At 73.0% G+C, this 15,267-nt stretch carries 13 protein-coding genes; 7 read left to right on the forward strand and 6 right to left on the reverse strand.

The genetic code is table 11. The features are described from left to right. Positions 1–16: 16 nt before the first annotated feature. From ORG17_RS15980 to sucC, 3 genes are all read right to left on the reverse strand, one after another. Entirely contained in the window at positions 17–2,047 is a 2,031-nt protein-coding gene (locus ORG17_RS15980; protein WP_214527961.1) for a cell division protein PerM, read from the reverse strand. A 141-nt stretch (positions 2,048–2,188) separates the two neighbouring features. Next, entirely contained in the window at positions 2,189–3,076 is an 888-nt protein-coding gene (sucD, locus tag ORG17_RS15985; RefSeq protein WP_071250213.1) for a succinate--CoA ligase subunit alpha, read from the reverse strand. A gap of 11 nt (positions 3,077–3,087) precedes the next feature. Beyond that, the gene (gene sucC, locus ORG17_RS15990; protein ID WP_214527960.1) at positions 3,088–4,257 is read right to left on the reverse strand and encodes an ADP-forming succinate--CoA ligase subunit beta; all 1,170 of its coding nucleotides are present in this window, start codon (positions 4,255–4,257) and stop codon (positions 3,088–3,090) included. Positions 4,258–4,498: 241 nt separating this feature from the next. On the opposite strand from sucC, the gene ORG17_RS15995 reads away from it, so the two are divergent. The 7 genes from ORG17_RS15995 to ORG17_RS16025 all read left to right on the forward strand — a co-directional run bounded on the left by ORG17_RS15995 (position 4,499) and on the right by ORG17_RS16025 (position 9,955). Beyond that, positions 4,499–6,130 (forward strand): RecQ family ATP-dependent DNA helicase, encoded by a 1,632-nt coding sequence (locus ORG17_RS15995; protein ID WP_214527959.1) that lies wholly within the window; start codon positions 4,499–4,501, stop codon positions 6,128–6,130. Positions 6,131–6,362: 232 nt separating this feature from the next. Further along, a complete protein-coding gene (locus ORG17_RS16000; RefSeq protein ID WP_214527958.1) occupies positions 6,363–6,662 on the forward strand; it encodes a hypothetical protein in 300 nt (99 codons plus the stop codon). Positions 6,663–6,738: 76 nt separating this feature from the next. Further along, positions 6,739–7,071 (forward strand): hypothetical protein, encoded by a 333-nt coding sequence (locus ORG17_RS16005; protein ID WP_214527957.1) that lies wholly within the window; start codon positions 6,739–6,741, stop codon positions 7,069–7,071. After that, positions 7,068–7,901, forward strand: coding sequence for an oxygenase MpaB family protein (locus ORG17_RS16010; RefSeq protein WP_214527956.1), 834 nt, complete (start codon positions 7,068–7,070; stop codon positions 7,899–7,901). Before ORG17_RS16005 ends, ORG17_RS16010 begins: the two co-directional genes overlap by 4 nt. A gap of 65 nt (positions 7,902–7,966) precedes the next feature. Next, positions 7,967–8,113 (forward strand): hypothetical protein, encoded by a 147-nt coding sequence (locus ORG17_RS16015; RefSeq protein WP_214527955.1) that lies wholly within the window; start codon positions 7,967–7,969, stop codon positions 8,111–8,113. 22 nt (positions 8,114–8,135) lie between these two features. Beyond that, positions 8,136–9,245 carry a hypothetical protein gene (locus tag ORG17_RS16020; protein WP_214527954.1) on the forward strand — a complete coding sequence of 370 codons (1,110 nt, stop codon included), beginning with the start codon at positions 8,136–8,138 and terminating at the stop codon, positions 9,243–9,245. 71 nt (positions 9,246–9,316) lie between these two features. Next, positions 9,317–9,955 (forward strand): pyridoxal 5'-phosphate synthase, encoded by a 639-nt coding sequence (locus ORG17_RS16025; protein WP_214527953.1) that lies wholly within the window; start codon positions 9,317–9,319, stop codon positions 9,953–9,955. A 34-nt stretch (positions 9,956–9,989) separates the two neighbouring features. Here ORG17_RS16025 and ORG17_RS16030 read toward each other — a convergent pair whose 3' ends face one another. From ORG17_RS16030 to ORG17_RS16040, 3 genes are read right to left on the reverse strand one after another with little or no spacing between them, the layout of a single operon-like run. Then, positions 9,990–12,431, reverse strand: a complete 2,442-nt coding sequence (locus tag ORG17_RS16030) for a GNAT family N-acetyltransferase (RefSeq protein WP_301565261.1) — start codon at positions 12,429–12,431, stop codon at positions 9,990–9,992. Continuing rightward, positions 12,428–13,816: a lysine N(6)-hydroxylase/L-ornithine N(5)-oxygenase family protein gene (locus ORG17_RS16035; RefSeq protein WP_214526149.1), complete on the reverse strand. Its 1,389-nt coding sequence runs from the start codon at positions 13,814–13,816 to the stop codon at positions 12,428–12,430. Before ORG17_RS16035 ends, ORG17_RS16030 begins: the two co-directional genes overlap by 4 nt. Then, a complete protein-coding gene (locus ORG17_RS16040) occupies positions 13,813–15,237 on the reverse strand; it encodes a pyridoxal phosphate-dependent decarboxylase family protein (RefSeq protein WP_214526148.1) in 1,425 nt (474 codons plus the stop codon). The genes ORG17_RS16035 and ORG17_RS16040 overlap by 4 nt, the downstream gene beginning before the upstream one ends. Positions 15,238–15,267 lie beyond the last annotated feature (30 nt).

Raw genomic sequence — 15,267 nt, forward strand, 5'->3', positions numbered from 1 at the left:
CACTCGACGGGCGCTGTTACCGGTCGTCCTTCGGCTGACGCCACCAGGGAAGTTCGTCCTCGGGGATCTGGTCGGTGACGTCCCACTTCGTCGGGCGGGACTGCTCCGCCGGCCTCGAGGCGGGCCCACGGGTGTCCGGCGCGACGTCCACGCGGTCCGCCTCGGCCGTCTCGTCCACGTCGTCCCGGCCGGCGACGAACTCCTCGGTGCTCCACGGGAACGCGGGCTGGGCGTCGGTGGGCACCGGGGTGGGTGCAGCTGCCGGGGCGGGCGCTGCGGGCCGCTCGGAGCCGGGACGCTGGGGCTCGGCGTCGGAGCCGGTCACGCGGTCGCGGAGTGCACCGGCTCGCCCCCGGACACCCTCGGCCGCGCCGGCCAGGCGGTCGCGGAGGCCGCCCAGGGCTGCTCGTCCGACGCTGCGGCGCTCCGGTCCGGGCTCGGCGGCCAGGCGGTCGGCGGCCACCGCGTCGGTCTTCGCCCAGTCGGGGAGCTCGACGTCGTGGTCGGTGTCGCCCGCGCGCGGTGCGACGGGTGCGGGTGCGGGTGTGGGCCGTGCGGGTGCCGCGTCGGCGGGCTCGCTGCGGATCGGCTCGCTGCTGACCGGCTCGGTCGCGTGCTCGGTCGTCCCGCGGGGCCGTGCGGCGGTCGATCCGTCGTGGGACTCCTCGACCACGAAGCGGTGCACGTCGGTGGTGCGCCCGGCACCGGCCTGGTCGAGCGCGGCGAGCAGGGAACCCTCACCGAGGTCGACCCCGGCGCGCGCCGTGTCGTGGTCATCGTCAGATTCGTCGGCCTCGGTCCAGCGCTCCCGCGTCCATCCGCGGTCCGGCAGCCGGACCAGGTCACTGCCCGCGGCGAGGGCGATGATCGCCGGCAGGCCGACCTCGAGTGCGGCGAACCCACCGACCGCCAGGGCGTTCGGGCCGACGTCGGCCAGGCGCCCGGGGCCGAACGAACCGGAGGACACCCAGGCGATGAGCCCCGTGAGCACACCGGCCACGAGTCCTGCGACGACGCCGCCGAGCGCACGGTGCAGCGCGGAGTCGGCGGCGCCCAGGGCCCGCACCAACCGCGGTCGCATCGAGCCGCCGATCGCGAACCCGGCGATGACCGGCACGAGGACCCAGACGAGCCCGAAGGTGTGACCGGAGGTCGGCAAGGCGCCGAAGACCGGCAGACCGGGGATCGGGCCCAGGGTCGTGGCGATCGGGGACACGCTCGACCCGGTGCCGATGGCGAACCCGGGGCCGATCAGCCACGAGGTCGCCCACCCGACGAAGTCCGGCAGGAACGCGAGCTGCCCGACGGTGAGCGCGACGCCGCCGATGACCCCCGCGTGCGACTGCTCGTACAGGGTGATGACCTCGGCGAACGAGGTGAAGAGGAGCAGGCCGACGAGCACCGCGGCCACGCCGACGACCACGGCGGTCGCGGCGGTCCCGGCGCGCAGGCCGAACCCGGCGACGGACCGCCAGACGGCGGGGATGCGGTCGACCAGGTCGATGACCCGCTGGGTGCCGGCGTCGGCGGGCAGGTCACGGCGACGACGGCAGACCTCGGAGGCGGCGAGTGCGGGGATCCCGAACCAGAGCGCCGGCAGCACCACGGCCTGCCAGAGCGTGGGGCGGGTGGCGGCGGAGGTCGACGACAGCGCGACGGCCAGACCGAGGAGCGCGACGACGGCGGTCCCGACCAGCAGCCCGGTGGTGCGGTGCTCGGTCTCCGCGAACCGACGTCCGGCGCGGGCGCCGAGCCAGGCCGTCACGACCGCGAACCCGAGGGCCGCCAGGGTGACGTGGATGGGGTCGGCGGCGCCGCTGACCCCGGTGCTCTTGGCGAGTGCGGACCCGAGCAGGAACGAGACGTCGACGCCGTGTCCGACGAGCCACACGCTGCCGGTGGCCTTCCAGAACACGTCCCAGTCGACCTGCAGGCCGTACTCGAACCCCCAGAGCAGCGTCAGGGGCACGAGGGCGATCCCGATGCCGACGCCGACCGTCACGACCGCCTCGATCGCGGCGAGCAGAGCGGTTCCCAGGCGGTTCATCGCAGCGAGGATACGTGCCCCTCGCGCGGCCACCCCGGAGCCGCGCGGCTGCCGACGCAAAACACCGGTGTTCGCAGGACGAACACGCGCAGGACGCGGTTCAACCGACGAACACCGGTGTTGTGCGGAACGGACGGACCGCTAGCGAGCGGCGACGACCTCGCGCAGCAGCGCGGCGGTCTCGGACGGCGTCTTGCCGACCTTGACGCCGGCGGCCTCGAGCGCCTGCTTCTTCGCCTCGGCGGTACCGGCCGAACCGGACACGATCGCGCCGGCGTGGCCCATCGTCTTGCCCTCGGGAGCGGTGAAGCCCGCGACGTAGCCGACGACCGGCTTGGTGACGTGCGCCTTGATGAACTCGGCGGCACGCTCTTCCGCGTCGCCACCGATCTCGCCGATCATCACGATGGCCTCGGTCTCGGGGTCGGCCTCGAACGCGGCGAGCGCGTCGATGTGCGTGGTGCCGATGACCGGGTCGCCGCCGATGCCGATGGCGGTCGAGAAGCCGAGGTCCCGGAGCTCGTACATCATCTGGTAGGTCAGGGTGCCGGACTTCGAGACGAGCCCGATCGGGCCCTTGCCGGTGATCGTCGCCGGGGTGATGCCGACGAGGGACTCCCCCGGGGTGATGATGCCGGGGCAGTTCGGCCCGATGATCCGGGTCGTGCCGCCCTTCGCCTTGGCGTGCGCCCAGAACTCGGCCGAGTCCTGCACGGGGATGCCCTCGGTGATGACGACGACGAGCGGGATCTCGGCGTCGATGGCCTCCGTCACGGCGTCCTTCGCGAACGCCGGCGGGACGAAGACGATCGAGACGTCGGCACCGGTGGTGTCGATGGCCTCGCGCACCGAACCGAAGACCGGCAGCGACACGTCGCCGTGGGTGACGGTGGTGCCGGCCTTGCGGGCGTTCACGCCGCCGACGACGTTCGTGCCGGCCTTGAGCATCAGGGCGGTGTGCTTCGTGCCCTCGCCACCGGTGATGCCCTGGACGATGACCTTGGAGTCCTTGTTGAGGAAGATCGACATGGTCAGTCCCTTCAGGCCGCTGCGGCGGCGAGTTCGGCGGCCTTCTCGGCCGCATCGTCCATGGTCGCGGCGACGGTGACGAGCGGGTGCGCTGCCTCCGCCAGGATCCGGCGACCCTCTTCCACGTTGTTGCCGTCGAGGCGCACGACGAGCGGCTTGGTGGCCGCGTCGCCGAGGATGCCGAGCGCGGTGACGATGCCGTTCGCGACGGCGTCGCAGGCCGTGATGCCGCCGAAGACGTTCACGAACACGCTCTTCACCTGCGGGTCGCCGAGGATGACGTCGAGGCCGTTGGCCATGACCTCGGCCGAGGCGCCGCCGCCGATGTCGAGGAAGTTGGCGGGCTTCACGCCGCCGTGGCGCTCACCGGCGTAGGCGACGACGTCGAGCGTCGACATGACGAGCCCCGCGCCGTTGCCGATGACGCCGACCTGGCCGTCGAGCTTGACGTAGTTCAGCCCGTGGGCCTTCGCCTTGGCCTCGAGCGGGTCCTCGCTGGCGGTGTCCTCGAGGTCCTTGTGGCCCTCGTGGCGGAAGTCGGCGTTCTCGTCGAGCGAGACCTTGCCGTCGAGTGCCAGGATCTGGCCGTCGCCGGTGCGGACGAGGGGGTTCACCTCGACGAGGGTCGCGTCCTCGCCCTTGTACACGTCGTAGAGCTTCACGAAGACGTCGGCGACCTGATCGCGGAGCGACTCCGGGAAGTTCGCCTGCGCGGCGATCTCGAGCGCGGCGGCCTTGTCGATGCCCGTCAGCGGGTCGACCTCGACCCGGGCGAGCGCCTCGGGCTTCTCGACGGCGAGCTGCTCGATCTCCATGCCACCCTCGACGCTGGTGAGCGAGAGGTAGGAGCGGTTGGCCCGGTCGAGCAGCACGGAGAAGTAGAACTCCTCGGCGATGTCCGCACCCTGGGCGACCATGACGCGCTGGACGGTGTGGCCCTTGATGTCGAGGCCGAGGATGGCCTGCGCGTGCTCGAACGCCTCGTCCGGGGTCTTCGCGACCTTCACGCCGCCGGCCTTGCCGCGACCGCCGACCTTCACCTGCGCCTTGACGACGACGACGCCACCGATCTTCTCGGCCGCCGCCTTCGCCTGCTCGGGGGTGTCGGCGATGATCCCCTGCAACACGGGGACGCCGTAGGACTCGAAGAGGTCCCTGGCCTGATACTCGAAAAGATCCACGCTGTTCTTCTTCCCGCACGGTTCGTGCGATCGGCATCGGTTTCCCGGTCGCGCTCTCCACATCGAGGGTCGCTCGATGTCGAGACAACGGCCGCCACGCAGCCTAGCGCTGCTCGGTGGACGGCCGGTGCACGTCGGGCACACCCGAGGACAAGCCGATCGGGACCGGGCACCTGAAGCGCACGATCCGCTGCGCGCACTGCTGGGACCGGCCCGAGCTCGAGCTCGGCACTGTGGATCGGTGCAACCCGAACTCCGTACCCGCGCCACCGAGGTCTTCGGCTGGACGCTCCGCCCCGACCAGGAGTCCGTCATCGACGCCGTGCTCGAGGGCCGTGACGCCCTGGCGGTCATGCCCACCGGATCGGGGAAGTCCGCGATCTACCAGGTCGCCGGCCTCGGGCTGGACGGCCTCGTCGTGGTCGTCTCCCCGCTCGTGGCGCTGCAGGAGGACCAGGTGGTCGGGCTCGAGCACCACTCCGACGCACCCCGAGCCGTCGCCCTGAACGCCACGAAGAAGGCACGGGACGTCGCCGATGCGTGGGACGCCGTCGCCGCGAGCGAGGTCGGGTACGTGTTCCTCGCCCCCGAACAGCTGGTGAAGGACGACGTGCTCGAGCGACTCCGCGATGCCGGGGTCGCGCTGGTCGCCGTCGACGAGGCGCACTGCATCTCGTCGTGGGGTCACGACTTCCGACCGGACTACCTGGCGCTCGGCGAGGTCGCGGAGCGCCTGGGCCGCCCGCCGGTGCTCGCACTGACCGCCACGGGTTCCGCTCCGGTGCGGGACGACATCGTCGAGCGGCTCGGTATGCGCGACCCGTTCGTGCTCGCCTCGGGGTTCGACCGTCCCGGCATCCGGCTCGAGGTGGTCCGGCACGCCGAGGACGCCGAGAAGCGCCAGGCCGTGGTCGACCAGGTCGCCGAGCTCGACGGACCCACGGTCGTCTACGTCGCCACCCGCGCCGCGACCACGGAGTACGCCGACGCCCTCGCCGCCCGTGGTCGCCGCGCACAGCCGTACCACGCCGGCATGCGGGTGGCGGAGCGCGAGGCCGTGCACACCGGGTTCCTGGACGGCGACGTCGACGTGGTGGTCGCGACGAGCGCCTTCGGCATGGGCATCGACAAGCCCGACGTCCGGTACGTCGTGCACGCCGACGTCCCCGAGTCGATCGACGCCTACTACCAGGAGATCGGGCGGGCCGGGCGGGACGCCGAACCGGCCGGCGCCACCCTGCACTACCGCGCCGAGGACTTCGGCCTGCGCACGTTCTTCGCGTCCGGCTCGCCGCGACCCGCCTCGGTCCGGGCCGTGTTCGACGCCGTCCCGGCGACCGGTTCGATCGCCCGCTCCGCACTGGTGGAGGCCGCTGGCCTGTCGGCCCGTACCGCCGGTCGAGCACTCAACGCCCTGCTCGACGCCGGCGCCCTGCGCGACGACGTCGACGGTGTCTCCCGGGTGCCGGACGGCCCGCAGGACGCCGACCGTGCGGCACGTGCGACAGCCGACCGTGCCGCCGAACGGGAGCGGGTCGAGGAGTCCCGCATCGCGATGATGCGCCAGCTCGCCGAGACGACGGGGTGCCGCCGCCAGTTCCTGCTCGGCTACTTCGGCGACGAGCTGCCGGAGCCGTGCGGGAACTGCGACACCTGCTCGTCCGGCACGGCACGCGAGGCCTCCGCCCACGTCGCCGACGGGGCGAACGACGCGGCCTGGCCGCCGGATGCGCGCGTCGAGCACGCCGAGTGGGGCACGGGCGTGGTGATGAGCACGGAAGAGGACCGCGTCACGGTGTTCTTCGAGTCCGCCGGCTACCGCACCCTCGCACTCGCCGACGTCGAGCAACGCGACCTGCTCGAACGCGTCTGAACGAACCAGGGACGAAAGCGCAGGCGGTCAGCGCGCCGGCCCGGACGACCCGGGCGGGGAAGGCGCGGTCGCTCGACCACCCGTCGGCGACCGCGCTCCACTCCCCCGAGCATCGGCGATGCTGCCGTGGCGGTGTGACCGGCAGGTGACGCCCGGGTGAACACGACACGAAACCGGACGGCCGCCAAGCGCCGGCGGGTAGGCAGGAAGCCCGCAACGGAAAGGAACCACCATGAGCGACCCCGGCATCAGCCCCGTCGACGACTTCGAGTCCCAGCAGCGTCGCGACGACGACGTCGACCGTGAGCACGTCGGCCCGTACGAGGTGGACGAGGCCGAGGAGTCCCTCGAGACGGTGACGAACGACGCGGTCGCCGGCGAGACGGTCGAGCCGCAGCCCGGTGACGGCTCCGACGACGGTCCGACCGGTGGCTCCCCGCGCGAGGGCTCGCCCGACCTGTGGGAGCACGAGAACGAGCAGGACGAGGACCGCGCCGACCTCGGCAACGACCTCGGCACGAAGCCGCTCTGAGCTGATCAGGCTCCCCCGGAACACGGCTCGGTAGCATCGGGCCGTGTTCCGACGAGTCCGTGCCAGCGTCCGCAGCATGCCTTCGGCAGCGCGGCTGCTGGCGGTCGCGGCGATGCTCCTGGTCGCCGCCTCGGCGCACCTCGCCGCCCGCTCGGAACCCGGTGGCCGCTGGGTGCCGCTCCTCGTCGTCGGCGTTCTCGGTGCGGTCGTCACCGGGTCACCGGCCCATCTCTGGCCGCTCCCCGCGATCTGGCTCGTCGCGACGCTCCTCGCCCTGACCGGTGACGCACCCGTCGACGCCTCGTGTGCACTGGTCGCCCTGGTCGTCGGCGCCGTCGCGCTCCTGGCGGCGATCGCCGTGGACCTGTGGCCCGTCCTGCGGGCGCGACGCCGACGGGGTGCGGCGTGACCACCCCACGGCCTGGAGGCGCGACACACGACCCGCACCGCGCCTCCCGTCCGCCTGCTGGGCGCGTCCACGACCGTCACCTGCGTCGGTTCCTCGCCGACAGCACCCCCGTGGCCGCGGGCGGCCGCGCCATCCTGCTGCAGATCGCCGACCCGGTCGTCGCGGCCGGTGTCCGACGGCACTCGGACTTCGCCCGGCGACCCCAGCAGCGGCTCGCCCACACCCTGATGTTCGTCTACGCCGTCGTCATCGGCACGGAGACCGACTCGGCGACCGCAGCCGGCTTCGTCAACCGTGCGCACCGGCCCGTCGCCGGCGCCGACGACGTCGACCGGCAACTCTGGGTGGCCGCCACCCTGTTCGACTCCGCCCGGCGGGCGCACGACCTGTTCGGCACACGCGTCTCCGCGGCCCGCGCCGAGCAGGTCCTCGCCGCCTACGCCCCGATCGCGACCGCGCTGCGGGTGCCGCCGGAGCGTTGGCCGACCTCGGTGGCGGCGTTCGACCGGTACTGGCAGCGGACGCTGGAGGGGCTCGAGGTCACCGACGACGCCCGCGGGGTCGTCCGCGACCTGCTGCACCCGCGGTTCGCGCCGCTGTGGGTGCGGGCGGCGATGCCCCTCGTCCGCATCGTGACCGTGGGGATGCTGCCGGAACGGGTGCGCACGGCGTACGGCTTCGCGTGGGGGCCGCGGGAGGAACGGCGTTTCCGACGCACCGTCCGGGTGGTGGCCGGGGTGCGGGCGCTGGTGCCGAGCGTGCTGCTGCGGCTGCCGGGTCCGCTGCTGCTGCGGGCGATGCGGCGGACCGCCGGGCGACACGTCACGTGACCCAGCTCGGTGCGTCACGCCGGACTCCCCGAGCGCTGCCCGCAGGCGCACGGTTGGGTGGGTGCATGTCCTCTACCCCGCTCTCCGGTGACGACTCCCTGCGCCTGCCCGAGTTCGACGACCCGCACGCGGCCCTGCAGGCGTCCTGGCGCGAGACGATGCAGCAGCTCCGGTTCACCGGGCTCGTGTCGGTGCAGGTCCCGACGCCGTGACACGTGGACACGGCGGGCGGCGATGACGACGTACGACCGGATCGCGTACCGGAACGGCACCAGCGCCCCGGCGACCGTCACGGTGGAGGTGGACCTGACGAACCCAGACCGCCAGGCGCACTCCACCGTGACCGTGTCGCTGCTGGGCGTCGAGCACTCGGCCACGGCCGACGACGCCTTCGAGGCGCTGAGCCTGGTGCGCGCGGCACTCGACCGCGACGGGTGGCTCCTGGGTGTGCAGGGGGCCCGCGTCGATGTGTGGCCGAGCGGGATGGCTCGACAGCAGGGTGGTGGCCTGCGTGCGTACCGACACCGCCGCGGTCGTCGTCCACGCCTCGACGACCTGGTCGACGTGTTCGCCCCCGCCGACGAACGCCTCGGCACGGTGGAGGCACAGCGGTCGTTCGTCGGAGTGAAGCCGCTGGTCGCGCGACCAGAGGCCGTCGACGACACCGAGACGATCGCCACCTCGACCACGCTTGCTCCGACCCGCTCCATCGACGGACGGCCTTCCCTGATCGATCGCCTCCTCGGTCGCGCGCAGCCGGCCTCGTGGTCGGCACCGCAACGGTGGACCGCGGTGCGGGCGACGCTCGGTGACGCCCTGACTCCGGCCGAGTGGGCGGAAGCGGAAGTGCTCGCCGGCACGGTACTGACCGGCAGGCGCCAGCCGAGCACGCACCGGCTCACCCGAGCGGTGGGGTGGGACGACGAGGACACCCGGTGGGCCGACCTCATCGACGTCGCGGTCGAACCGAACGGCACGATCGGCATCCGGGTGTTCCACAGGCCGTACGTCGAGCGTCCCGGAGCGCCGTTCGAGGTGGTGCACGACACCCGCGTGGCCGACCTGCCACCGACGGAGTTCCGCCCGAGCGGACTCGAGACGTCCACACGCCAGGACCAGGTGTCCGCGCTCTGGGAGCACCTCCGCCGACTCGCGCTGATCCCGGACGAGGCGCTGTCCGTCATGTTCTGGCCGGATCACGGACGTGTCCCGACCGGCAGCGACGACGACCAGGGCCGAACCGTCACGTTCTCGGGCCTGGCGGACGGATCCGTCTGGACCGTCCTCGTCAGTGCGGTCGGACACCTCCGCATCACCCGGACGCTGCCGTCCGCGACGCCCTGACGAGGCCGAGGTCGACCCCGGCGGACGACCCCTTTCGAACACCGAGCCCTCGGGCACGGTTGGGTGGGTGCATGTCCTCTGCCCCACTCTCCGGTGACGACTCCCTGCACCTGCCCGAGTTCGACAGCCCGCCGGCGTCTCCGCTCGACCTCGCTCGCGACTGGCTGTCCGCGGCCCAAGACCGACAGGTCTCCGAGCCGTTGTCGATGACCCTCGCCACGGCCGGGGCCGACGGCCGTGTGTCCGCTCGCACCGTCGACGTGAAGCGCATCGAGGCGGACGGACTGGTCTTCGGCACGTCGGAGGACAGCCCGAAGGGGCGGCAGCTCGCCGAGAACCCGCACGCAGCCCTGCAGGCGTACTGGCGCGAGACGATGCAGCAGCTCCGGTTCGAGGGCCACGTCGTCCGGCTGTCGGACGCCGAGTCCGACGCCCTGTTCGCGGACCGCTCCCCGAAGTCACGCGCGGCGACGGCCATCGCGGACCAGTCGGCCGTGCTCGAGCCGCGGACCCTGCAGGACCTGATCGACGACGCGAACGACCTGCTCGACGACTCCGGCGACGACGTCCCCCGGCCTGCACGGTGGGTTGCCTGGCGTCTCGAGCCCGACATCGTGGAGTTCTGGCACGGCAGCCGCGACCGGATGCACCGACGACTGCAGTACGCATTCACCGAGGGTGCCTGGACGGCCACCCGCCTGCAGCCGTAGTCGGCGCGGCTCCGCACCGAGAGCCCCCGCCCCGCTACCGCCCGATCGGGTTCGCCATCGCCCCCGCCCGGATGAGCGACGCCGACTGGTCCGCCAGGTCCACCATCGACAGGGTGTTCCGCAGCTGCAACCGGTTCAGGCACGAGTGCTCGAACGTCGGCACCCGCAGGTCCAGGGGACGACGGCGGTCCGGGTGCGCGGCGGCGTGGGCGTCGATGCACTCCCCCACGACCTGCCAGAAGCGGGACTCGGGCAGCACCGCGTCGTCGTCGAGGATCGCGGCGACGAACCGGAGCACCCCGTCGAACACGTCGGTGAAGACCGCGAGCGCGGCCTCGTCGTCGGACACCGGGTGCACGATCCGGTCGATGTCGGCGGGGACCGGGCGGTCGTCGTGCCGACCGAGCACCGCGGCCTCCTCGCCGATGTCCTTCATCACGGCCCGGACCACGACGCCGTCGCGCACGACGAGCACCAGGTTCTCGCCGTGCGGCATGAACACCAGGTCGTGCACGGTCAGGCAGTGCACGACGGGCAGCAGGTAGGCGTCGAGCCAGCGCCGGACCCAGACGTCGGCGGGCAGACCAGAGGCCTCGATCAGCGCCGAGACCACGGCGTTCCCCGCGGCGTCCCGGTGCAGCAGCGCCGCCATCGTCAGCAGCCGCTCGCCGTCCGTCACCCGCGGCAGCGGGCTCTCCCGCCACAGGGCCGCGAGCATCTTGCGCTGCGGCGAGGACACGTCGACCCGGTGGTAGGCGTCCCCCGTGTAGCCGATGGCGGCGTGCTCCCGGAGCACCGAGAACCCGGCGGCGGCGAGCGCGGGGTCGGCGGAGACGATCGACTCGACCCAGTCGTTCACGGCCGGGGTGTTCCGCATGTACGCGGGCGACATCCCCCGCAGGAACCCCATGTTCTGCACGGCGAGCGCCGTCTTCACGTACGAGCGTGCCGGCTCGGTGCGGTTGAACGCGGTGCGGATGGACTGCTGCGGCTGGTACTCGTCGGGTCCCTCGCCCAGGTCGACCAGGTCCTGTCGGCCCAGGTCGGGCGCGAAGGTCACGGCGATCCGGTGCTGCCACTGCCACGGGTGCACGGGCAGCCACACGTAGTCGTCGGGGTCGAGCCCGCGACGCTCCAGCGCGGCACGGAACCCGGCCACGACCGCCGGTGACAGCTCTGCCTCCCAGTGCGCCTGCTCGGTCCGGTCGGCGGCGAGCGCCAGGTGCGTGTGCTCGCGTCGGGCGGCGAGCCACCGGTACCGGAACCGGCCGCCGGACTCCGGCGCGAACGTCCGGTACTCGTCGAGCCCGAACCCGATCCGGCCGTTGGCGGCGACGAACGCCGGGTGCCCCTCGGTCATCGCCGCCTCGACGTCCTGGAACGACGCGACGACGTCCTCGACGGACCCGGCCGAACCGGCCGCCCCCGCCCCGCCCCGCCCCCGTGCCAACTGCCCGGCCGACGGTCCGCCCCGCCGGTGCTTCGCCGCGGCACTCGCCAGCGTCGACGCGATCTCCTCCAGGTACGTGCCGAGCAACTCGTCGGGGATCCCGAGCACCGCGCGCAGCTCGAGCACGAGCTCCTGCGCGCTGAGCGGCGCCGGCACCCCCGCACGGGTCCGCGTCAGCGAGGCCTCGTCCATCGACCAGTGCTCGAGCACGTGCTGCCGGGCCCGGAACCGGTAGGTCGACTCCCCCGCGTCGAGCCGCCACCCGTCCCCGTCCGGTACGGGTGCGATCAGCCGTTCGTGGGTGAACTCCGCGATCGCCTTGGCGACCAGGTGCCGTTCGGCGGGTTCCAGGTGCTCGGGCCGCAGGTGTGCGGCTGGCCCGTCGTCGTCGGGGACGCCGATCCGGTCGGTGTCGAGCACCGACAGCAGGGCCCGCTTGCCGTCGACGTCCACCTGTCGCAGGGCGCGGAACCCGACCTCGGCGTTCTTCGCCTGCACGGCGGTGTTCCGCACGTCGGGTTCGACGACGACCCGGCGCGCGCCGAGGGCGTCCCGGCAGTGCTCGACGACGGTACGCATCACCGCGCTGGTCAGGCCGTGGACACGACCCTCGGTGGGCACCGGCGCGACGAGCAGGTGCATGCCGACGTCGCCGGGTTCGGCCGCCCACACGTCGGTGAGCAGGACGGCGGAGGGGTCGTAGGTCTCCGCCAGGAAGCACGGCTCGCCGTTCCGGCGGCCGAGCCACGCTGCCTGCGCGGGGTCCGCCTGCACGCCGACCAGGTAGGCGCGCACCCCTTCCACGTCGAGGTCGCCCATCTCCCACCACGACGACGCCGGGTGGGCGAGCCACGACTGCACGACGGCGGCGTCGCGTTCCGGGTCCACGGGCTCGACGGTCAGGAGGCCCGGCTCGGCTCCCCCGGACGCGGTCGCCCCGGGCGCGTCGACCGTCGCAGTGCCCGCCACACCAGTGCCCGCCGAACGGGCGCCCGTCACACCCGTGCTGTCGACGACGGCGCTCATGCGGACACCTCCGCCCGCTCGGACGCGCGCGGGGCCGGCGCGCGCTCCGCGGCGCCGGGGTGGGCGGTGGACGGCTCCGAGGCGGGCAGGCCGAACTCCTGGAAGGCGATCCGGGCCTCCAGGCCGTACACGGGGCGACCCGTGACGGACCGGATGATCGACGCGTTCCGCCACGCGCCCATGCCGAGGTCGGGCGCGGTCAGGCCGTGGGTGTGCTCCTCGGCGTTCTGCACCCAGATGCGCCCGCCCAGGGTGTCGACGTGGTGGTCGCGGGCGACCGCCAGGCGACCACGGGAGTCGCGGGCGACGAGGTGCTCGACCGGGTCGAGGAACCGCGGGACCCGCGGGGTGTACCCGGTGGCCAGCACCAGCTGCTCGACCTCGTGCTCGTACGTCTGGTCGAGCTGCTCGTGGCGGAGCGTCAGCCGGTACGTGCCACGGTCGGCGAGCCAGGCGGCGTCGACGACGCTCGTCTCGGTCCGGAGCGTCGTCGGGACCGGGCCGCGCGCGCTGATCCGGTAGAGCTGGTCGTACAGGTCGTCGACCAGGTCGGCGCTGATGCCCTTGTACAGGCCACGCTGTTCCCGCCCCAGGCGGTCGCGGACGGCTTCGGGCAGCCCGTGGAAGTGGTCCGTGTACTCCGGGCTCGTCATCTCGAGGGTGAGCTTGGTGTCCTCCATCGGGAAGAACCGGGGCGAACGTGTGATCCAGTCGAGGCGGTAGCCGTCCTGGCGGATGTCCTCGAGCAGTTCGCGGTAGACCTCGGCGGCGGACTGCCCGCTGCCGACGACGGCGATGGACCCGGCGTCGCGCAGGGCGTCGCGGTTCGGCAGGAACTCGGCGGAGTGGACGGCCGGTCCGCCGATCCCGCGCAGCGGGGCGGGGACGGACGGCTCGGTGCCGATCCCCACGACGACGTGGTGTGCGCGGTACGTCTCGGGACCCTGATCGGTCTCGGCGTGCACCGTGAACGTGTCGGTGACCGGGTCGTGCTCGACGGCGGTCACCCGGCGGCCCCACCGCAGGGTGTCGAGCCGGTCGGCGGCCCAGCGGCAGTAGGCGTCGTACTCGCTGCGCAGGGGGTGGAAGTCCTCGCGGATGTAGAACGGGTACAGGCGCCCGGTCTCCTTGAGCCAGGCGAGGAACGAGAACGGCGAGGTCGGGTCGGCCATCGTCACCAGGTCGGCGAGGAACGGCACCTGGATCGTGGCGTCGTCGAGCATCATGCCGTGGTGCCAGGCGAAGCCGTCGGCGGCGTCGAGGAACACCGCGTCGACGTCGGCGATCGGGTCGGTCAGGCAGGCGAGGCCGAGGTTGAACGGGCCGATGCCGATGCCGACGACGTCGTGCGCGGTGGGGTCGGCGGCGGTGCGGTCGGCGGTCATCGGTTCGCTCCCTCGGTCTCGGTGGTGGCTGCGCGCACCCGGGCGGCCGTCGCGACGACGTGCTCCAGTGACGCGCGCATCTGCTCCGGGGTGGTTTCGGGGTTGAGCAGCGTGAGCTTGTTGCACGGCCGGCCGTCGATGACCGTCTTGGCGATCAGCACCCGGCCCTCGGCGAGCAGGGCCGAGCGGATCGGGGCGACCAGCGCGTCGGCGGCCTCGTCCGTCATGCCGGCGGGCTGCCAGCGGAACAGCACCGTGCTGAGCTGCGTCGGCGCGACGAGCACCAGGTCGGGGTGCTCCTCGACGATCCGGTGGGTGGCCACGGCGAGGTCGATGACGGTGTCGAACGCGGCCCCGATCGCGTCGGCACCCGTCGCCCGCAGGGTGGCCCAGAGCTTCAGGGCGTCGAACCGGCGGGTGGTCTGCAGCGACTTGTCGACCTGGTTCGGCTCGGCGGCGTCCTCGGGGTTCAGGTAGTCGGCGTACCAGGCGGTGCGGCGCAGGTCCTCCGGGCGCTGCACGAGCAGGGCGCTCGACGACACCGGCTGGAAGAACGACTTGTGCAGGTCGGCGGTCACGCTCCGGGCCCGTTCGACGCCGTCGAGCAGGTGCCGGCGGGTCGGGGACACGAGCAGCCCGCAGCCGTACGCGGCGTCGACGTGCAGCCAGACTCCCTCGAGATCACAGACGTCCGCGATCGGCTCGAGCGGGTCGATCACCCCGCGGTCGGTGGTGCCGGCGGTGGCGACGACGGCCATCGGCGTCTGCCCGGCTGCGCGGGCGGCGGCGATCGCCTCCGCGAGGGCGGCGGGCACCATCCGGCCGGCGTGGTCGGTGGCGACGGCGACCACGGCCTCGAGGCCGAGCAGCCGCGCTGACTTCGCGATGCTGAAGTGGGTCTCCGCGGTCGTGAACACGGTGCCGCCGGTGCCGAGGGCCTCGCGCGCCAGCAGCAGGGCCTGCAGGTTCGACTGCGAGCCGCCCGAGGTGAAGATGCCGTCACCCGCGGCGAACCCGATCCGACCGGCGAGCCAGGCGACGACGTGCCGCTCGATCTCGGTGCCGATCCGGGACTGGTCCCAGGTGTCGACCGACGGGTTCACGGCGGCCAGGACCGACTCGGCGGCGACCGCGGGCAGCGCGACCGGACAGTTCAGGTGCGCGAGGTACGCCGGGTCGTGGAACCAGACGGCCTCACGGACGAACAGCTCGTCGAGTTCGGCGAGCGCGCGGTCCGTCCCGAGGGGTTCGGCGTCGAGGTCGACGTTCTGCACCCGGGCCCGGAGGACCTCGGGAGCGGTGTCGGTCGTCGGACGGTCGGCGGCGGCGAAGCGGTCGGCCAGGCGGTCCACCGTGGACGTCACGGCGGAGCGGTAGCGCTCGGCGGTGGCGGTGGTCAGGAGTTCGATGGGAGGTGTCACGTTAGGTAAGGCTAACCTCACAAAGTGTGA

The organism is Curtobacterium flaccumfaciens pv. betae, from assembly GCF_026241855.1.
GTDB lineage: Bacteria > Actinomycetota > Actinomycetes > Actinomycetales > Microbacteriaceae > Curtobacterium > Curtobacterium flaccumfaciens.